This window comes from Streptosporangium subroseum, assembly GCF_900188345.1.
GTDB classification, from domain to species: domain Bacteria; phylum Actinomycetota; class Actinomycetes; order Streptosporangiales; family Streptosporangiaceae; genus Streptosporangium; species Streptosporangium subroseum.
This window is the reverse complement of sequence record NZ_FZOD01000027.1, coordinates 30790-48905: the sequence shown is the minus strand read 5'-3', so window position 1 is coordinate 48905 and position 18116 is coordinate 30790. Positions and strand designations below refer to the sequence as shown.

Genomic DNA, 18116 nt, shown 5'->3' with positions numbered 1-18116 from the left:
TCCCTCCCCCACGTGGTCGTCTCACCCCGAAGGCCGGCGGGTCCGCCCGATCCCATTCCGTGTGGTCAGCGGACCTGCCCGACCTCGCTTCGCACGGTCATCTCGTCCCCGAAGACCGGCGGAGCCGCCCGATTCGGGTCAGGAGACCCGATCGGCCTCGTGGGGAAGCTCCTTCGGCGGCTCCTCGGCGGCGGCGAGGAAGACCCACTTCTTGTAGGACCAGAACCTGAACAGCGTCGCGAGGGCGGTGCCGACCAGCAGGGCGATGTTGTAGCTCAGGGGGTCGTGGAGGCCCAGGGCGTAGGTGACAAAACCGATCACCAGGAGCGAGATCAGCAGGCCCACGCCGTTGAGCAGGAAGAACAGGAAGTATTCGCGGGCGAGCCCGCTCTGCTCCCGGTCCCGGAACGTCCAGTAGCGGTTGCCGAGGTAGGCGAGGGTGGCGGCGATGACCGTGGCCAGGATCTTCGATTTCAGCGGACCCCAGTCGAAGCCGAACCGGAGCAGGTTGGTGCCACCCGTGTCGATCACAAAGGCGATCGCCCCGATGGTCCCGAACTTCGCCAGCTCACGTGTCAGGCCGGCGAGCCGACCGTAGGCCTGTCGAAGGAACTCCACGTCTCCTGCACGGTCCTTTCCAGGTCGGCCGCCGATCCGCCCGGCGGGAGGACCTGAATCACTTTCCAGCCAGGCTACCGGTGCTCCGGGTCGATCTGTACGGGGTTGACCGGCTGTTGTGCATAACGGTCACTAGGAACTTTTAGACGAATGTCACACAGTGACGGATAAATCCTGGTCTAGGACGTTACGCTGAGCCAACAGACCGCAGGGAGTCTCCGGGCGAGGCTCACCTCCTGCGATCGGTCCAGACGGATCGCCGCATGTGACGGCCACGAACCACGGGACCAACCCTTGCGCCGCCGACTGTTCGTTTTGATCTTTGTTCTGTCAGTGATGGCCGGTTGCGGTGTGCGAACCGATGGTCAGGTCACGATCCCCGAGACCGAGCCGTCATCGAAGACCTCCGCCCGTGTGGAGCTCGCCGAGGCGATGGACGCCTTCGGGGTGCTGAAGCAGCTTGACGACGCCTGGCAGAAGCGGGACTGCGCGGCGGTCGAGAGGCTGACCACCTGGGCGGAAAGTACGCTGGGCGGTCGTGCCTGCAAGGCAACCCGGAACGGCCGCCCAGCTCCCGCACGGAAGAGATACACCGAGGCGGAGTTCTTCCTGCCCAACGCCGCCGACGAGGACCGCTGGTTCGTCGCCCTGGCCCGCAAGCCCGATCCGGCCTACTTCCTGTTCGTCAACGAGGGTGACAACTGGAGGATCGGCGCGGGTCCCATCCTCGTGACGGGAAAATCACGCGAGCCGATCGAGGGCGCCGTGCCCACCGACGATCCCAGCACCGGGGTCAAGGCCCGCCTGGCCCCGCAGCGCTACCTGGCCTACCTGACCGATCCCGCAGGGGTGAGCGGGGTGACCTTCCCCAAGGGGGACGCCATCCGTGGGCTGTTCGGCGAGCTAGTCCAGCGGACGGAGAAGGTGCGGCCCGACCGCCTCACCACGGATGTCCGCCTGATCGACGGTCCGCAGCGGGCGCTGAAGCTGCCCGACGGGGGCGCCCTGGTCATCCACGCCCTGGAGATCGAATACCGGCAGAAGACCGGCCCGGGCCGTTCCTCGCTGTCTCACCCGCTCTACGGCAAAGGCGATCTGCGCGGGTTCACCGGCAAGGCCAAGCCCGCCGGGCTGACCGGCACCGAGATCGTGCTCGTCGCCACCGAGATCACCGGTGGCACCAAGATGTCCACGATCGCCCTGCGCCGGGGGCTCGCCACCCTCACGGCCGACTGACCTCGTCGCCTGCGATCACGTCCCCGTCCGTTCTCCTCTTCCGCGGGCTCTGTCACGACCGGCCGCCCGGATCTCACCCCGCCCGTTCCGGCCTTCCGAGGGCGCTGCCACGACCGGCCGCCCCTGTTTCGCCCCCGCCGGGGCGGCGTTGTGGCCGCCGGACGTCCTCGCCCGGCCTGACGTCGTACGGGGGCCGGTAAACTTCCGTCGTGAGCAGCCCTTCTTTGGCCAGTCCCGTTGGACCCGTCGTCGGCATGATCGGAGCGGGCCAGCTGGCCCGGATGACCCAGCAGGCGGCGATCGCCCTGGGAATCGAGCTGCGGGTCCTGGCGAACTCGCCGGACGAGAGCGCAGCGCGAGTGATCGCCGATGCCCGGCTGGGCGACTACCAGGTCCTTGCGGACCTGCGCGACTTCGCCAAGGGATGCGACGTGCTCACCTTCGACCATGAACACGTGCCCACCGAGCACATCCGGGCGCTGGCCGAGGACGGCTTCGCCGTACGTCCCGGTGCCGACGCGCTCGTGCACGCCCAGGACAAGGCCGTGATGCGCGAGCGGCTGACCGCGATCGGCGTTCCGTGCCCGGCCTGGCGGCGGGTCGAGACGGCTTCCGACATCGAGGAGTTCGCCGGGGCGAACGGCTGGCCGGTCGTGCTCAAGGCGATACGCGGCGGTTATGACGGGCGTGGCGTCTGGGTCTGCGAGTCCGCCGAGGACGCGAGCGAGGTCCTGGCCAGCGGGGTTCCGCTGATGGCCGAGGCGTTCGTGCCGTTCGAGCGGGAGCTGGCCGTGCTGGTCGCCCGGTCGCCGCACGGGCAGGGCGTCAGCTACCCGGTCGTGGAGACCGTCCAGCGCGACGGCATCTGCGTCGAGGTGCTCGCCCCCGCGCCCGGGCTCGACCCCGAGCAGGCCGCGGTGGCCCAGCGGATCGCCCTGAAGATCGCCAAGGAGCTGGACGTGACCGGGCTGCTGGCCGTGGAGATGTTCGCCACCGCCTCCGGCCTGCTCGTCAACGAGCTGGCCATGCGCCCGCACAACAGCGGCCACTGGACGATCGACGGAGCCCGCACCTCCCAGTTCGAGCAGCACCTGCGCGCCGTGCTCGACCTTCCGCTCGGCTCGCCCTCGCTGTCCGCCCCCGTCGTGGTGATGGCCAACCTCCTGGGCGGGGACGACCCCGACATCTTCTCCCGCTACGAGCACGTGATGGCCCACGATCCAGGGATCAAGATCCACTTCTACGGCAAGGAAGTACGGCCGGGCCGCAAGATCGGTCACGTCACGGCCTTCGGCACCGACCTGGACGAGGTCCGGGCGCGGGCCCAGCACGCCGCCGTCTATCTTTCCGAGGGAAGATACACGTAAGCGAGCGACCGGCCGGAGTGCCCCAAGACCGGCCGGCAACCCCGTCAAGGTCGGGCGGATCGGCCAGGCGCGTCGTCGAGGCCCAGCGGGCCGGACGAGGATGTCGCCGGGGCTGAGCGAGTCGACGGGCACGTCGTCACGGTCGGGCGGACCGGCCGGCACACCATCATGGCGAACGCGGTTCGAGAGCCGCGGAGCGAGGAGATCGTATGAACACCGTCGGCATCGTCATGGGCAGTGACTCCGACTGGCCCGTGATGAAGCTCGCCGCCGAGGCACTGGCCGAGTTCGGGGTGGAGTTCGAGGCCGACGTGGTCTCCGCGCACCGGATGCCCGAGGAGATGATCGCGTACGGCGCGCAGGCCGCCGGGCGCGGCCTGAAGGTGATCATCGCGGGTGCCGGGGGAGCCGCCCATCTGCCCGGCATGCTCGCCTCGGTGACCCCGCTGCCGGTGATCGGTGTCCCGGTCCCGCTGAAATACCTCGACGGCATGGACTCGCTGCTCTCCATCGTCCAGATGCCCGCGGGGGTCCCGGTCGCCACCGTCGCCATCGGCGGCGCGCGTAACGCGGGCCTGCTGGCCGTACGGATCCTCGCCACCGCGGACAAGGAACTGCGGGTGAAGATGGAGGAGTTCCAGGTCGCGCTCAAGGAGCAGGCTCATGCCAAGGGCGCCAGGCTCCGCGCCGAGGCCGCTGAGCTCAAGGCCTGAGATCTCCGAGCGTCGGCTGTCCCCTGACCTCGGTCAGGGGACAGCCGGGTCGCGGCTACGTGGTGCTCCCCGATCTGGCGCAGGTCGGCTTCAATGGGAAATGTAACGGGTAGGTAAGGCTCAATAGGGAAGGAGGGCGATCTTCACGATTTATGGAGGTTTGTCATGAGAAATGCGATACGCGCTGTCCTTGGACTCATGATGGCCGTGCTGGCCGTCCTGGGAAGCCTGGGACCCAACGATGATCCCCGGCCCGCCGAGGTCGAAGTGAGCTCCGGATCGTCCCACTGACGCCCGGCGTGCCGGCACACACATGCATGAAGATCGCCGCGAAGACGTCAGCGGTAACGCGAGAGCGTGCCACCGAATCCGATCATTGAATCCGCTCGGAGCGGCGAGGCACTGATGATCAACTACTCGGGCCAGGCGGAGTTCTCGATGATCTCGACGAAGTTCGGGCGGACGAAGCCCGGGACGAACCGTTCCAGGACGTCCGCGTTCACGTTGCCGAAGGTCGTCTCGGGCCGGTAGGCGTTGCCTTCGGTGAAGGCGCCCAGAATGCGGCGCTTGAAGTCGGGGCGGGGGTGGGCCGCGACGATCTCCGCGCGGGCCTCCGCCGGGATCTCGTCCAGGGCGATGCCCAGGACGTCAGCCTCGACTCCGGTGGTGACCAGGGCGATCTCCGGAGCCATGTGGTACGGAACCTCCGGCGTGGTGTGCAGGGCGATCGCCTCCCACACGATGCGGGCGCTGTCCTCCGGCACGCCGTGCTCCGCCAGGAAACGACGCGCCTCGTCCGCACCGTCGATCTCGAAGCGCTGGCCGGTGGTCCGGTAGGTCTCGGTCAGGCCGAGGTCGTGGAACATCGCGCCGACGTACAGAAGCTCGGGATCGTAGGAGAGCCCCCGCCGTACACCGGCCAGTGAGCCGAACAGGAACACCCGCCGGGAGTGGTCGAACAGGAGCGGCGAGGCCGCTTTCCTGACCAGGTCGGTGGCGGCCTTCGCCAGGGCGCTGTCGGGAATTTCGATATCGGCAATACGATCGGGCATTTTCCGACTCCTCCGTGCGAGCTTGCGAGATGCTTCGCGAACGTGCTGCATCTCTTCGATGCTCTCGAAGTGCGGGTATGGCGGGCCATGTCTATCTGGACCAATACCCCATAGATTCGGTCATTAGGATAAAAACATGAGCATCGTGATGCTTGCCTACGACCGCGTGCGGCTCCTCGACGTCACCGGCCCCCTGGAGGTGTTCGCCACCTCCGGAATCCCCGTGATCCTGTGCTCGCCGGACGGGCGCGACGTCGTGACCTCGAGCGGGCTGAGAATCGGGGTGAACGCCGCGGTATCCGAGATCACCGGTGCCCACACCGTGATCGTCCCCGGCAGCGACGATCTGCCCGGCGGAGCCTTTCCCCCGGGGTCGCTCGACGGGGTGACCACCCTGGCCCGCGACGCGCGCAGGATCGCCTCCGTGTGCACCGGCGCGTTCGCGCTCGCCGAGGTGGGACTGCTCGACGGTCTGCGCGCGACCACCCACTGGCGGCACACGACCACGTTCGCCAGACGCTACCCGCGCGTCGAGGTCGAGCCGGACGCGATCTACGTCCGTGACGGCCGGATGCTCACCTCCGCCGGCGTCAGCGCCGGAATCGACCTGGCCCTCGCGATGGTCGAGGAGGACGGCGGAGCCGACCTGGCACGGGAGGTGGCCAGGGACATGGTCGTCTTCCTGCAGCGCCCCGGCGGCCAGTCCCAGTTTTCGGTGGCGGCCCGCACGCCGAGAGCTCGCCACGACGGGCTGCGCCGGCTCCTCGACGCGGTGGTCGCCGACCCGGCGGCCGACCATTCCCTCCCCGCGCTGGCGGTCCGCGGCGGCTTCAGCGTCCGCCACCTGACCCGCCTCTTCCGCGAGCAGATCGGCGGCACTCCGGCCGCCTACGTGGAGTCGGTACGGCTTGAGGCCGCCCGGGCCCTCCTGGAGGCCGGGGAGACGGTGACCGCCGCGGCGGACCGTACCGGACTGGGCAGCGAGGAGTCACTGCGCCGTATCTTCCACCGCCACCTGGGAGTGGCGCCGTCCTCCTACCGCGCTCGTTTCCGTAGCGCCAAGCGGTAGGAGACCTCTTTCACGGGGAAGGCGCCCCGCAGCTCCAGGCGGTGGGGCCCTCCTTCGCGGGGAGGACGTCCCGCGGCCGGGGGCCTGGGGTGCCGCTGCTGCTCGGAGCCGAACCGTCGAGCGGGATGTCACATTGCGTGATAACGGAGTAGATCACCCCGTCTCTGATTTCCGGCTAATCTTTCCCCTCTGGGAGGAGCGCATCCACCTCCCGGGCGAACAGGTTCTTCCGAGAGCGCGTCACGCCTGACATGGCCTGCATACTTCGGTGTACACATGGAGGCGCGTGCGCCGCTGCCTGCAAAGGGACACAAATGGCCGTTCGAGTTCCTCCCTCGGCTGCACCGGCCGACGACCGCCGGCCCTCGCCGTACGAGCGGCTGAAGCAGGCGATTCTCGCGGGTGAGCTGGCCCCGGGCCAGCAGCTCGTCGAGACTCCCCTGGCGCAGTGGTGCCAGGTGAGCCGCACCCCCGTCCGGGAGGCGCTCACGCGGTTGGAGCAGGACGGGCTCGTGCTGCGCACCGACCGCGGGCTGGTGGTCCGCGAGCGGAGCCCGGAGGAGATCCTCGACCTCTACGAGACGAGGATCGTGCTCGAGGCCGCGGCCGCACGGGTGGCGGCGGCCCGCCGTTCCCCGATCGACGTCATCACCATGCGGCGCGTCGCCGACCGTCTGGAGCGCCTCGACACCGGAGACGGGATCGAGATGGCGGCGGCCAATCGTGATCTTCACCGGGCTCTGTGGCGGGCCACGCACAACGAGTCGCTGATCGACCTGCTCACGCGGATCGACCTCCACCTCGGGCGCCACCCGGCGACGACCCTGTCGCAGCCGGGACGGTGGCACGAGACGAACGGCGAGCATCGGGCGATCATCGATGCCATCGACGCGCAGGACCTCGATCTCGCCGAGAAGCTTGCCACGAAGCACTTCACCAAGGCTCGCGACCTGCGGCTCGCCCTATGGGCCGCCGACGCGCAGACCTGACCTCGCCGGCTCCGGCGAGGTCAGGAGCGGGTTCGGATTTACATGATCTTGGGGGTAGGCCGCATGCGGCGGCATCGGGCTCGCCTGTCCCGGGCCGAACTCGATCCGGCAGCCGGGAGCGCTTTCAGTACGGCAGTCGCTTCCCCGACGGAGTTCGCAGGTCCAGGGAGACCTTGACAGGGCGCCTCGGGCGCTTGCGGATCTGAATCTGGGGCATCTTGCGGGACTCCTGTTGCGTGCTCGTACGGGCCGGACCTGTCGATTCCTGTCGTGGGGGGCGTTTCGCCGCGGCGGATCATTCATAGGCGCGGGGTTCCGGGGGGTTCGGGAGGCGGGGGAGGACCGCGGGGGGCTCGTCCTCCGCTCCCTGGGGCGTCGTGGCGGTCCACCTCGATTGCCGCGAGACGTCAAGGGACGCGTGTACGGGCAGCTCGAACCAGATGACCTTTCCCGTAGGCGTACGGACACTGCCCCAGCGCTGGGACAGCAGGTCGAGCAGGTGCATCCCACGTCCTCCTTCGTCGTCCTGGGAGGTGTCGCGCATGTGGGGCAGGGCGGGGTTCGCGTCCTGGACCTCACAGCGCAGCGTTCCGTCCCGGAGACGGAGGGCGAGCCGGATCGGTCCCCAGGCGTGGCGCAGCGTGTTGGTGACCAGTTCGCTGACGAGCAGTTCGATGATCTCGCCCTGCTCGTCGGCTGCCCAGACGGCCAGCTGGGCACGGACCAGATGCCGCGCCCGGGGCACCGAGGAGGAGACGGGAGAGAGCGACCATGAGATCTTCCGGATTCCGGGCTCCTCGACGGGGCCGGTGAAGTCCCTGAGGCTGCGAACAGCGATTTCACCGAGGTGACGTACGGTGGTTTCGAACTGGTGGCAGGCATGCGCGTAGCCGCCCCTGAGCGTGAGTGCGACCGGCCGAGGCGGCCTGGCGCGCTGGGCGGTGGGAACGATGAACGGATGTCCGTAAGATCGATGGTTCGGCATGTCCTGCCTCCGGCCGCTCGGTTACCCGTCGCGGTGATTTCCCGGTCGAGTTCACCGGCCCGATTCGACGGGTGACGGATCTCTCAACTGCTTCACCTTCTACGATCTCGCTCCGAACGCTCGCCGTCTTCGCGGGCAGCACCCATTACGAACCCATGCCAGTGCAACTCCCGGCATTCCTGCTAGCTGCAATGCACGGCCGACTTCTCACTGCGATCCTGGGAATGTGGCCCTACGATGTCTCATCGTCGATGACAACGATCACTTTCTTGAGGTAGCCCGCGGACTGCTCGAACGGGAGGGGATCGCGGTCGTCGGCGTCGCGTCGACGCAGGCCGACGCCCTCCGGCTGGCCGAAGAGTGCCGGCCGGATGTCACGCTCATCGACATCGGTCTCGGAGAGGAATGCGGCTTCGATCTCGCCCGGCGGCTCGCGAGAGTGGGATACACGGAGCGGTCGAGCGTGATCCTGATCTCGGCCTACGCGGAGAGGGACTTCGCGGACATGATCGCGGCCAGCCCCGCCGTCGGGTTCCTGTCCAAGCCTGATATCTCGGGAAAGGCGATCCGCGAGATCCTCGGGATCGCGGGCACGGAAAGCGTGTCGGTCGGTGAGATCTCGCCGGACCCCGGCCGGGTCGTTTCGGAGGATGTGCGCAGATCCCCGTCATGAGGGCCTGCGCGCGGGGCCGCTAGCGCGTTTCGAGGAAGGCGAGGACCGCGAGGACGCGTCGATGATCGTCTTCGGTCTCCGGTAGCCGCATCCTGGAGAGGATGCTGCGCACGTGTTTCTCGACGGTGCCCTCGGTGATCCAGAGCTGGTGGGCGATACCGGCGTTCGAGCGCCCCTCCGCCATCAGGGCGAGGACCTCGCGCTCACGCTCCGTGAGAAGTTCCAGCGGGTCGTCCCTGCGGCGGGCCGAGATGAGCTCCTGCACGAGGGCGGGATCGACGACCGAGCCACCCTGGACGATTCGCCGGACCGTCTCAAGGAAGTCGGTCACGTCGGTTACCCGGCTCTTGAGCAGGTAACCGATCCTTTGCCCGGTGGCGAGCAACTCCATCGCCTGGTCGACCTCGATATGAGCCGACAGCAGGAGAATTCCGATCTCGGGAAACTCCTGACGGATCAGGTAGGCCGCGTCGACGCCCTCCGTCGTGTGGGCCGGGGGCATCCGGATGTCGACGATGACGAGCTCGGGCTCGCGATCCCGTACGAGGGAGAGCAGCTCCGGCGCGTCCCCGGCCTGGCCGACGATTTCGAACCCCAGCCGCTCGAACAGGCTCGCGAGTCCCTCGCGAAGCAGGACGTCGTCGTCCGCCAGCGCTATCCGTGTCCGGCTTCCGTCCACCACTCTCCCTCACCGCAGATGTAGTATTGGGTGTTTTAACCATTATCGTCCGATTCTCCCCAGGCGATAGTTGACGGGGCCGACCATGAGGGAACGCACACCGGACGGACAACCGAAGACGGGCGTGGGAGTGGGGCTGACACGCCGTACGGCCATCGCGAGCGGCCTGCTCACGCTGCTGACCGGCCTGGTCTTCGCCGCGCTGCTGTGGGCGATCTCCGGCCTGCAACAGGCGGTGGACGAGAGGAGATATACCCGGACGGCGCTCGTTGAGGCAGGCCAGCTCGAGAATCTCATCAGCGACCTCGACACGGGTCAGCGCGGCTTTGTCATCACCCGGCAGGAGAGCTTCCTCCAGCCGTGGGAAGCCGCCCGGAGAGCCTATTCCGGCCAGGCACGGGAGTTCGCGCGCTTCTCTTACGATTCCGGGGACGGACGCCTGGCCCAGCAGATCATCCAGGCCGGTGAGTCCTTCATCCGCGACTATTCGATTCCGCTGGTCGAGGCGGCACGGCGAGGCGATCCCTACGCGTGGAGTCTGGAGGCGACGGAGGAGGGGGAACGGCGTGTCGAGGCGCTGAGAGCCCAGTTCGATCGCTACGAGAAGGCCACGCGCTCCGTTCTCGGGACGCGCGAGGACGTCGCCAAAACCCGTGCTCAGCAGGTGATCGCCGGGACGTTGATCGGGCTCGCGGGTTCGATCCTCCTCATCGTCGCCTTCGCGGGATACCTGACGCGGGCGATCGTCCAGCCGATTCGCAGGGCGGCCGTCGTCGCGGGCCGGCTCGCCGGTGGGGACCTCACCGCACGCATGCCCGAGACGGGTGTGGGCGAGATCGGCGAGCTTGAGGTCGCGTTCAACACCATGGGAAGCGCGCTGGAGGAGAGCCGCGACGAGCTCCGTCGAATCGTGCAGGAACAGGCCGCGCTGCGGCGCGTCGCGACGCTCGTCGCGTGCGAGGTATCGCCGCCCGAGATCTTCAACGCGGTCGCCACCGAGATGGGCCACATCCTGAAAACGGAATACGTCTCGGTGATCCGCTACGAGGCCGACGGCATGGGGAACGTGATCGGCAATTGGGCCGCTCACGGCGGTCTTGAATGCGGACCGCCCGTTGGTTCGCGCTGGCCGCTCGACGAGGAGAGCGTCGCGGGGCTGGTGTTGAAGACCGGGAAGCCGGGGCGGATCACCTACGACACCAACGGCAAGATCGCCACGTGGATGCGTGAGCGGGGGGTCAGCTCCGCGGTGGGCTGTCCCATCGTGGTCGAGGGGCGTATGTGGGGCGCGCTGGTCGCTTTCTCGACCGGGCCCGGGCCACAGCCCGAAGGCAGAGAGGAGCGCATGGCGGAATTCACGGAACTCGTCGCGACGGCGATAGCCAACGCGGAGAGCCGGGCCCAGCTCACCGCCTCCCGCGCCCGCGTCGTCGAGGCCGCCGACGAGACCCGCCGCCGCATCGAGCGCGACCTGCACGACGGAACGCAGCAGCGTCTCGTCACGCTCGGGCTCGAACTGCGCGCGGCGGAGGCCACCGCGCCACCCGAACTGGAGAAACTCAGGCAACAGCTCTCCCATACGGCCCAGGGCCTGGCGGGGGCCGTCGAGGATCTGCAGGAGATCTCGCGGGGAATCCACCCGGCGGTCCTGTCCAGGGGCGGCCTCGGGCCCGCCCTCAAGACGCTCGCGCGCCGCTCCGCCGTCCCGGTCGAGCTCACCGTGGACACCGACCGGCGCCTGGCGGAACGTGTCGAGGTGGCTGCCTACTACGTCGTGTCGGAGGCATTGACAAACGCGGCCAAGCACGCACGGGCATCCGTGGTGTACGTCGACCTCGCGATGGAGAACGGGATCGTCCGGATCTCGATTCGCGACGATGGGGTCGGGGGAGCGGATCCCGGCCACGGCTCGGGCCTCATCGGGCTCAGGGACCGCGTCGATGCCCTCGGCGGCTGCATCGAGATCGTGAGTCCCGCGGAAGGCGGTACGTCGCTGTCCGTTCAGATCCCCGCTGAGAACGACTGACCACAGCCCGCCCAGGTGCAGCAGATCCAGGAAGCCTCAATGCGAAAGCATATTCCCATGCACATCTGATTCAGGGATATGCATATAGGGGGAGGCGGCTTGTGAGCTGGACGATGATTGATATGGATGACGACCTGTTGGCCGAGGCGGCCAAGGCATTGGGGACAGGTACGAAGAAAGAGACGGTCGATACCGTTCTGCGTGAAATGCTGGAGAACCGGCACCGAGCGCTGGCGCTCGCCCGGCTGCGTGGCGCTGCCGCCGAGGGCGCTTTTGATCTGGACATTTTCGAGGAGAAGAGGAACGGTCAGGCACTCCAGTGGTACGGCCCCGAAGCGGGAAAGTAGTGCGAAGCGGCATGGGCGGCCGGGGGCGCGGCGGATACTGTGTAAGTGGACTGCGCCGCCGAAGGACACATCACCGATCGCCCCCGGGACGTGGCGGAGATCTGCACCCGTTTCGAAGAACTCCGAGCGGAGATGCTGTCTTCGCGAGCGAGTATCTACCTCACGACGAAGGTGATGGCGACATGGACGCAGACCTGAGCAAGGCCGTCTGGCACAAGGCATCCCTCAGCAGCGGCAACGGCGGAGAGTGCGTCGAGGTGGCCGTGGTGGACGCCCTCGACACCGGGCACAAGGCGGACCTCGGCTCCCTCTACGTGTTACGCGACTCCAAGAATCCCGACGGCCCGAAGCTGTTCTTCACCCGGTCGGAGTGGGACGCCTTCGTCGGCGGCGTGAAACTCGGCGAGTTCGACAACTGACGAAGACGGGGTGCCGGGGGGTGGGAAGAGCTCCGGGCGGAGTGGGGGCCTCGGCGACTCGCTACGGGCGGCCGAGGGCGCGATAGTGCCAGCCGGCGGCACGCCAGGTTTCGGAGTCGAGGGCGTTGCGGCCGTCAACGATCTTGCGGGTGGCGACGGCGGCCCCGAGCTGCTCGGGGTCGAGGTCGATGAACTCCTGCCATTCGGTCAGCAGCAGCACGACGTGGGCGCCCTGGGCCGCCTCCAGGGCGGAGGCGCCGTAGGAGAGCTCGGGGTGGGCCCGGCGGGCGTTCTCCTGGGCGACGGGATCATAGACCGTGACCTGGCCACCCTGCTGACTGATCTTGACGGCGACGTCGAGGGCGGGGGAGTCGCGGATGTCGTCGGAGTTGGGCTTGAACGCGGCGCCGAGCACGGTGACGGTGCACCCCTGGAAGGAACCGCCGGCCAGCTCGCGGGCCAGGTCGACCATGCGGGCCCGGCGGCGCATGTTGATCGCGTCGACCTCGCGCAGGAAGGTCAGCGCCTGGTCGGCGCCGAGCTCTCCGGCGCGGGCCATGAAGGCGCGGATGTCCTTGGGCAGGCAGCCGCCGCCGAAGCCCAGGCCGGGGTTGAGGAACTTGCCACCGATGCGGTCGTCGAACGAGAGCGCCAGGGACAGCTGCTTGACGTCGGCGTGGGCGGCCTCGCAGACCTCTGCCATCGCGTTGATGAAAGAGATCTTGGTGGCGAGGAACGCGTTGGCGGCGACCTTGACCAGCTCGGCGGTCGGGTAGTCCGTGATCACCATCGGGGTGCCCGCCTCGAGCATCGAGGCGTAGACCTCCCGCATGATCTTCTCGGCCCTGTCGGAGGCCACGCCCAGCACGATCCGGTCGGGGTGCAGGGTGTCCTTCACGGCGAAGCCCTCGCGGAGGAACTCGGGGTTCCATGCCAGCTCGGCGCCCGAACCGATGGGCGCCAGCCTGGCCAGCTTGTCGGCCAGGTGCTGAGCGGTGCCGACCGGGACCGTGGACTTGCCGACGATCAGGCATTCGCGGTTCAGGTACGGGGCCAGCGACTCGATCGCGGACTCCAGGTAGGAGACGTCCGCCGCGTACTCGCCCGGTTTCTGCGGGGTGCCCAGGCACAGGAAGTGCACGTCACCGAACGCGGCCGCCTCCTCGTAGGAGGTGGTGAAGCGCAGTCGCCCGTTGGCGAGGTTGCGCCTGAGGATCTCTTCCAGACCCGGCTCGTATATGGGCAGATCCCCGGCCTGGAGTCGACTGATCTTCTCCGCGTCCACGTCGAGACTGAGGACTTCGAAGCCCAGCTCGGCCATGCATGCGGACGTTGTCGCACCGAGGTATCCGGTTCCCACCATTGTCAGGCGGTAGGCCACTGGTGCTCCCTTCGGTTCTGCCCAATTCTTTGCCGACAGAGTACCGGCATCTGACACTTGCCCTGCGCCACCTGCGCAAACAGGAGCAACACATATCACATTGGGTGGAGCGATCCATATATCGTTGGACGTCCTACTATTTGCCCATGAGCTTCCCCCTCTATGCGCTGCCCGAAGAGCACCAGATGCTCAGGGAGACCGTCCGTGACCTCGCCGACGCGAAGATCGCTCCTCGTGCCGCCGAGGCGGATGAGACAGGAGAGTTCTCCTGGGACGTCTACAAGGCACTCGTCGCGGCCGACCTGCACGCCGTACACGTCCCCGAGGAGTACGGCGGGGCCGGGGCCGACGCCCTCGCGACCGTCATCGTCATCGAGGAGGTGGCACGGGCCTGCGCCTCGTCCTCGCTGATCCCCGCGGTCAACAAGCTCGGAACGGTCCCGCTGCTGCTGTCGGCCTCCGAGGAGGTCAAGCAACGCTACCTCGCCCCGGTCGCGCGAGGCGAGGCGATGTTCTCCTACGCACTGTCCGAGGCGGAGGCCGGCAGTGACGCCGCCGCCATGAAGACCCGCGCCGTGGCCGACGGCGACCACTACGTGCTCAACGGCGCCAAGATGTGGATCACCAATGCCGGGGTGTCGGAGTACTACACGGTGATGGCCGTGACCGAGCCGGGCGTCGGCGCCAGGGGCATCTCCGCGTTTGTCGTGGAAAAGGGCGACGAGGGCGTCAGCTTCGGTGCCAAGGAGAGGAAGCTCGGCATCAAGGGCTCTCCGACCCGCCAGGTCATCCTGGAGAACGTACGGATCCCGGCCTCCCGGATGATCGGCGAACCCGGAACGGGCTTCAAGACCGCCCTGGCCACCCTGGACCACACCCGCATCACCATCGCCGCCCAGGCGCTCGGCATCGCCCAGGGCGCGCTGGACTACGCGGTGGGCTACATCAAGGAACGCAAGCAGTTCGGCAAGGCCATCGCGGAGTTCCAGGGCGTCCAGTTCATGATCGCCGACATGGCGATGAAGCTGGAGGCGGCCCGCCAGCTCACCTATGCCGCCGCCGCCAAGTCGGAGCTGGCCATGCACGGTGAGCCGCAGAAGGACCTCACGTTCTTCTCCAGCGCCGCCAAGTGCGCCGCCTCCGACGCCGCCATGGAGATCACCACCGACGCCGTCCAGCTCCTCGGCGGGTACGGCTACACCAGCGACTACCCGGTCGAGCGCATGATGCGCGACGCCAAGATCACCCAGATCTACGAGGGCACCAACCAGATCCAGCGCATGGTCATGGCCCGCCAGCTCCTCAAGTAGGTCGCTGAACAGGGAAGATACCTGTTCTCATCGAGACCGTCCCCTGGCCTCTCCGCTCTCGGGATGATCTTCAGGGCGGCTCTGTTTCGTCCCTGTTCCGTGAGACGCGGAGCGGGGACGGAACAGAGATGCGATCACACCCGTCGGAGGCGGCTTGCCCGACCCGGCCGACGAGCTGTGGAGGTGAGGTTGCCGCCGGGCGTTGCGGCGCGACCCTCGCAGGAGGGGGATGGATGATCGGTGACCACCCTGTCGCCGACATCGCCGGAGTGGCCGTCCGTTGGTCATGCCGTCGTGTCAGTGGTCGCTGTGATGGCGCGCCAGGTCTCTTCGGGGAGGTCGGTCTCTGCCCAGGCGGCGGCTGACTGTGCTTGGGCGGCGGTGCGGACGCCGGCGACGACGCAGGCTACGGCCGGGTGGCGCAACGGGAAGCGTATGGCGGCGTGTGGCAGGGTGATTCCCCGCTGTTTACACGTGCGGGCGAGGGCTCGTGCCTGATTGAGGATCGGCGCCGGTGCCAGGCCGTAGTCGAAGTGGGCGTCGCCGGGCGGCCAGGGATGCGCGAGGAGACCGGAGTTGAACGGCGCTGCGGCGACCACGGATACGCCTCGCTCGGCGCAGGCGTCCAGGAGGGGTTCGGCGCTGCGGTCGATCAGGGTCCAGCGGCCGGCCACCATCACGGCGTCCACATCTGCTTCCGTCACGATGCGCAGCAGCGGTGCGACGGTGTTCATGCCCGCCCCGATGGCGCCGATGACGCCTTGGTCGCGGAGTTCGGCCAGTGCTGGGAGGGCTTGGTTGAGCGCGGTGCTGAGGTGGTCGTCCGGGTCGTGGACGTAGACGATGTCGATCCGGTCCAGGCCGAGTCGTCGCAGGCTGGCCTCCAGGCTGCGTCGGACGCCGTCGCGAGAGTAGTCCGGCCGTCGGATCAGCGTGTCGGTGACCGCGAAGCCGCCAGCGGCCAGGTCGGAGCCGGTGGGGGCCGGGTTGGGCTCTAGTAGCCGGCCTACCTTGGTCGAAATGGTGAACGCTGTGCGCGGCCGGTGGGCCAGTGCCGCGCCGAGCCGTAGCTCGGACAGGCCCAGGCCGTAGTGCGGTGCGGTGTCGAAGTATCGAACGCCGTGGTCCCAGGCGGCGTCGATCGCGGCGCGGGCTTCGTTGTCGTTGAGCGGGGTGTAGAGGTTGCCGATCGGTGCGGCGCCGAATCCGAGGGTGCTCACCTGGATCGAGGTGTGGCCCAGCCGATGCGTGATCACGTGGGGATCCCGTACCAGGCGGCCGCGGTGGTGCCGAAAATCGCGGCCTTCTCGTGCGGGCTGAGCGCGATGGTGACCTGCTCAGCGACGTTGATGACTTCGTTGTAGTCGGCAGCCAGCAGGCAGACCGGCCAGTCAGATCCGAAGATGAGCCGGTCGGGGCCGAGTATCTCCAGCAGGGCGTCGCAGTAGGGGCGCAGCGCCGTGACGTTCCCTGGTGCGGTGCGGGTGACCAGGCCGGAAAGCTTCACGGCAACGTTCGGGCAGGCGGCGAGCGTGGACAGCTGGTCGGTCCATGGCCGGAGCCTTTCGGGGTGGATCTCGGGGTTGCCGGCGTGGTCGAGGACGAACCGCACCTCGGGCAGGTGTGCGACGATCTGCACGGCGGCGGCCAACTGGTCGGGACGGACCAGCAGTTCGTAGACGAGTCCGGCCATACCTACCGCTTTTATGCCGTTACGGACGTCCTGGCGCAGTAGCCAGTCGGGACTGGGTTCTTCTTGCACTCCGTACCGGATACCGACGAGGGTGCTGCCGCCGGGCAGTTCCCGTAGCCGCGCCAGTCGGTCGCTCAGGTCAGGTGCGGTCAGCTCTGCCCAGCCGACGACGGCGGCTATGTGCGGGTCCGTTGTCGCCAAATGGAGCAGTTCTGGCGTCTCCGGCTCAACGGGAAGGGTTTGCACGACGACGGTGGCGTCGATGCGGTGGGCTTGCAGGGCCGGGCGCAACTCACCGACGGTGAAGCTCCTGTGCAGCAGCGGGATGTCCTCAGTCCACGGCTGTTCCCGCACGGTCAGGTCCCAGACGTGGTGGTGTGCGTCGATGCGCACGGCGTTGCCCTTCGGTCGCGGGTTGTTCGGGGAAGGAAGGGAGGGGGAGGCTGATGTGGGCGCAATGCGGAGGGCGGGGTGTGCGGTTTCACTCGAGGTGGAAGATCTGCTCCGCGGGTGCCCACGACTCTGCGCCGGTGGCGCTGTCCAGCGGCTGCTGGCAGGGGTCGGTGTGAGCCAGCCACTCCTGCGTGACGGGGTCGGCCGCGATGGAGGCCATGTCGGCGGCGTAGTCGTCGCCGTTGTATTCCAGGTAGCTGAAGAGCAACCCGTCGCGTAGGAAGATCGAGTAGTTACTGATATTGGCCTGCTTCAACGCGGCGAGCACGCCAGGCCAGGCCGCAGCGTGCAGAGCGCGGTATTCGGCCTCCTTCTCTGGGCGCAGCCGGATGACCGCGGCGAAGCGTTGCATCCTGTCAGCCCCTCGGCCGCAGGCGCAGGCCGTGCATGCCGCCGTCAACAGCCAGGGTGGTGCCCGTGGTCGATGCGGCGGCCGGGGAAGCCAGGTAGCAGATGGCGGCGGCGACCTCTTCGGCTGTCACCAGGCGGCCATGCGGCTGCCGGGCCTCCAGGGCGGCGCGTTCTGCGGCCGGATCGTCCGCGCTTTCCAGGAGCCGGCCCACCCACGGGGTGTCGGCGGTGCCTGGGTTCACGGTGTTGACCCGGACCCTGTCGGGAAGCAGGTCGGCCGCCATCGCCAGGGTCAACGCGAGCACCGCGCCCTTGCTGGACGAGTACAGCGCTCGCTGGGGCAGCCCCGCTGTGGCTGCGATCGAGCAGACGTTCACGATCGCCGCGTGTTCGGAGGCACGGAGCGCGGGCAGCGCGGCGCGGGTGACCCGCACCAGTCCCAGGACGTTCACGTCCAGGACACGGAGCCACTCGTCGTCGCTGTTGTCCTCTATACCGCCCTGGGCACCGATTCCGGCGTTGTTGACCAGGATGTCCAGGCCGCCGAGGGTGGATATGGCGGTGCCGACCGCTGCCCTGACCGCGCTGTCGTCGGAGAGGTCTGCGCAGACGCGGGCCGCGTCGTCGGGGCCGCCTGTGGTCAGGTCGAGCACGACCACCCGTGCTCCCTCCGCCTCAAGCAGGCGGGCGGTGGCCAGGCCGATACCCGACGCGCCGCCGGTGACCAAGGCGGAGAGTCCGTCGAAGGTACCCAT

General features: G+C 68.1%; 19 protein-coding genes. 10 read left to right on the top strand and 9 right to left on the bottom strand.

Translation table 11 applies throughout. The features are described 5' to 3' along the window. Positions 1 to 138: 138 nt before the first annotated feature. On the bottom strand, positions 139 to 618 hold the full coding sequence (locus CHC08_RS25110; protein ID WP_089209827.1) for a GtrA family protein: 480 nt from the start codon (positions 616 to 618) through the stop codon (positions 139 to 141). Positions 619 to 969: 351 nt separating this feature from the next. On the opposite strand from CHC08_RS25110, the gene CHC08_RS25105 reads away from it, so the two are divergent. From CHC08_RS25105 to purE, 3 genes are all read left to right on the top strand, one after another. Then, on the top strand, positions 970 to 1854 hold the full coding sequence (locus CHC08_RS25105) for a DUF8094 domain-containing protein (protein ID WP_089209826.1): 885 nt from the start codon (positions 970 to 972) through the stop codon (positions 1852 to 1854). Between the two features lie 254 nt (positions 1855 to 2108). Next, complete coding sequence (locus CHC08_RS25100; protein WP_245878564.1) at positions 2109 to 3221, top strand: 5-(carboxyamino)imidazole ribonucleotide synthase; 1113 nt, start codon at positions 2109 to 2111, stop codon at positions 3219 to 3221. A 209-nt stretch (positions 3222 to 3430) separates the two neighbouring features. Further along, positions 3431 to 3934: a 5-(carboxyamino)imidazole ribonucleotide mutase gene (gene purE / locus CHC08_RS25095; RefSeq protein ID WP_089209824.1), complete on the top strand. Its 504-nt coding sequence runs from the start codon at positions 3431 to 3433 to the stop codon at positions 3932 to 3934. A gap of 413 nt (positions 3935 to 4347) precedes the next feature. On the opposite strand, the gene CHC08_RS25090 is transcribed toward purE, so the two are convergent. Beyond that, entirely contained in the window at positions 4348 to 4986 is a 639-nt protein-coding gene (locus tag CHC08_RS25090) for an HD domain-containing protein (RefSeq protein WP_089209823.1), read from the bottom strand. 136 nt (positions 4987 to 5122) lie between these two features. Between CHC08_RS25090 and CHC08_RS25085 the strand changes: the two genes are divergently transcribed. Together CHC08_RS25085 and CHC08_RS25080 are read left to right on the top strand one after the other, a co-directional pair. Beyond that, complete coding sequence (locus CHC08_RS25085) at positions 5123 to 6055, top strand: GlxA family transcriptional regulator (RefSeq protein ID WP_089209822.1); 933 nt, start codon at positions 5123 to 5125, stop codon at positions 6053 to 6055. Positions 6056 to 6369: 314 nt separating this feature from the next. After that, positions 6370 to 7044, top strand: a complete 675-nt coding sequence (locus CHC08_RS25080) for a GntR family transcriptional regulator (RefSeq protein ID WP_179282198.1) — start codon at positions 6370 to 6372, stop codon at positions 7042 to 7044. A gap of 295 nt (positions 7045 to 7339) precedes the next feature. Here the strand turns inward: CHC08_RS25080 and CHC08_RS25075 are convergent, their stop codons facing one another. Next, positions 7340 to 8029 carry an ATP-binding protein gene (locus CHC08_RS25075; protein WP_089209820.1) on the bottom strand — a complete coding sequence of 230 codons (690 nt, stop codon included), beginning with the start codon at positions 8027 to 8029 and terminating at the stop codon, positions 7340 to 7342. Positions 8030 to 8255: 226 nt separating this feature from the next. Here CHC08_RS25075 and CHC08_RS25070 point away from each other — a divergent pair, with 226 nt between their 5' ends. Then, positions 8256 to 8702, top strand: coding sequence for a response regulator (locus tag CHC08_RS25070; RefSeq protein WP_089209819.1), 447 nt, complete (start codon positions 8256 to 8258; stop codon positions 8700 to 8702). A 19-nt stretch (positions 8703 to 8721) separates the two neighbouring features. Here the strand turns inward: CHC08_RS25070 and CHC08_RS25065 are convergent, their stop codons facing one another. Further along, complete coding sequence (locus tag CHC08_RS25065; RefSeq protein ID WP_089209818.1) at positions 8722 to 9381, bottom strand: response regulator; 660 nt, start codon at positions 9379 to 9381, stop codon at positions 8722 to 8724. Positions 9382 to 9466: 85 nt separating this feature from the next. Here CHC08_RS25065 and CHC08_RS25060 point away from each other — a divergent pair, with 85 nt between their 5' ends. The 3 genes from CHC08_RS25060 to CHC08_RS25050 all read left to right on the top strand — a co-directional run bounded on the left by CHC08_RS25060 (position 9467) and on the right by CHC08_RS25050 (position 12173). Continuing rightward, on the top strand, positions 9467 to 11407 hold the full coding sequence (locus tag CHC08_RS25060) for a HAMP domain-containing protein (RefSeq protein ID WP_089209817.1): 1941 nt from the start codon (positions 9467 to 9469) through the stop codon (positions 11405 to 11407). Positions 11408 to 11508: 101 nt separating this feature from the next. Next, on the top strand, positions 11509 to 11754 hold the full coding sequence (locus CHC08_RS25055) for a type II toxin-antitoxin system VapB family antitoxin (protein WP_245878552.1): 246 nt from the start codon (positions 11509 to 11511) through the stop codon (positions 11752 to 11754). Positions 11755 to 11936: 182 nt separating this feature from the next. Then, positions 11937 to 12173, top strand: a complete 237-nt coding sequence (locus CHC08_RS25050) for a DUF397 domain-containing protein (RefSeq protein ID WP_089209816.1) — start codon at positions 11937 to 11939, stop codon at positions 12171 to 12173. A gap of 61 nt (positions 12174 to 12234) precedes the next feature. On the opposite strand, the gene CHC08_RS25045 is transcribed toward CHC08_RS25050, so the two are convergent. Further along, a complete protein-coding gene (locus tag CHC08_RS25045) occupies positions 12235 to 13536 on the bottom strand; it encodes a UDP-glucose dehydrogenase family protein (protein ID WP_218825460.1) in 1302 nt (433 codons plus the stop codon). A 164-nt stretch (positions 13537 to 13700) separates the two neighbouring features. Between CHC08_RS25045 and CHC08_RS25040 the strand changes: the two genes are divergently transcribed. Continuing rightward, the gene (locus CHC08_RS25040) at positions 13701 to 14864 is read left to right on the top strand and encodes an acyl-CoA dehydrogenase family protein (protein WP_089209814.1); all 1164 of its coding nucleotides are present in this window, start codon (positions 13701 to 13703) and stop codon (positions 14862 to 14864) included. Positions 14865 to 15148: 284 nt separating this feature from the next. Here the strand turns inward: CHC08_RS25040 and CHC08_RS25035 are convergent, their stop codons facing one another. From CHC08_RS25035 to CHC08_RS25020, 4 genes are all read right to left on the bottom strand, one after another. Further along, the gene (locus CHC08_RS25035) at positions 15149 to 16120 is read right to left on the bottom strand and encodes an aldo/keto reductase (RefSeq protein WP_089209813.1); all 972 of its coding nucleotides are present in this window, start codon (positions 16118 to 16120) and stop codon (positions 15149 to 15151) included. Beyond that, complete coding sequence (locus tag CHC08_RS25030) at positions 16117 to 16950, bottom strand: amidohydrolase family protein (protein ID WP_089209812.1); 834 nt, start codon at positions 16948 to 16950, stop codon at positions 16117 to 16119. The genes CHC08_RS25035 and CHC08_RS25030 overlap by 4 nt, the downstream gene beginning before the upstream one ends. 88 nt (positions 16951 to 17038) lie before the next feature. Further along, positions 17039 to 17362: an L-rhamnose mutarotase gene (locus tag CHC08_RS25025; protein WP_089209811.1), complete on the bottom strand. Its 324-nt coding sequence runs from the start codon at positions 17360 to 17362 to the stop codon at positions 17039 to 17041. 4 nt (positions 17363 to 17366) lie between these two features. Beyond that, positions 17367 to 18116 carry an SDR family NAD(P)-dependent oxidoreductase gene (locus CHC08_RS25020; protein WP_089209810.1) on the bottom strand — a complete coding sequence of 250 codons (750 nt, stop codon included), beginning with the start codon at positions 18114 to 18116 and terminating at the stop codon, positions 17367 to 17369.

Bases quoted from the DNA above. Each gene is read 5' to 3' on its own strand.
- CHC08_RS25100 (WP_245878564.1), top strand. From the start codon at position 2,109: ATGATCGGAGCGGGCCAGCTGGCCCGGATGACCCAGCAGGCGGCGATC.
- purE (WP_089209824.1), top strand. From the start codon at position 3,431: ATGAACACCGTCGGCATCGTCATGGGCAGTGACTCCGACTGGCCCGTG.
- CHC08_RS25090 (WP_089209823.1), bottom strand. From the start codon at position 4,986: ATGCCCGATCGTATTGCCGATATCGAAATTCCCGACAGCGCCCTGGCG.
- CHC08_RS25085 (WP_089209822.1), top strand. From the start codon at position 5,123: ATGAGCATCGTGATGCTTGCCTACGACCGCGTGCGGCTCCTCGACGTC.
- CHC08_RS25080 (WP_179282198.1), top strand. From the start codon at position 6,370: ATGGCCGTTCGAGTTCCTCCCTCGGCTGCACCGGCCGACGACCGCCGG.
- CHC08_RS25075 (WP_089209820.1), bottom strand. From the start codon at position 8,029: ATGCCGAACCATCGATCTTACGGACATCCGTTCATCGTTCCCACCGCC.
- CHC08_RS25060 (WP_089209817.1), top strand. From the start codon at position 9,467: ATGAGGGAACGCACACCGGACGGACAACCGAAGACGGGCGTGGGAGTG.
- CHC08_RS25050 (WP_089209816.1), top strand. From the start codon at position 11,937: ATGGACGCAGACCTGAGCAAGGCCGTCTGGCACAAGGCATCCCTCAGC.
- CHC08_RS25045 (WP_218825460.1), bottom strand. From the start codon at position 13,536: ATGGTGGGAACCGGATACCTCGGTGCGACAACGTCCGCATGCATGGCC.
- CHC08_RS25040 (WP_089209814.1), top strand. From the start codon at position 13,701: ATGAGCTTCCCCCTCTATGCGCTGCCCGAAGAGCACCAGATGCTCAGG.
- CHC08_RS25025 (WP_089209811.1), bottom strand. From the start codon at position 17,362: ATGCAACGCTTCGCCGCGGTCATCCGGCTGCGCCCAGAGAAGGAGGCC.
- CHC08_RS25020 (WP_089209810.1), bottom strand. From the start codon at position 18,116: ATGGGTACCTTCGACGGACTCTCCGCCTTGGTCACCGGCGGCGCGTCG.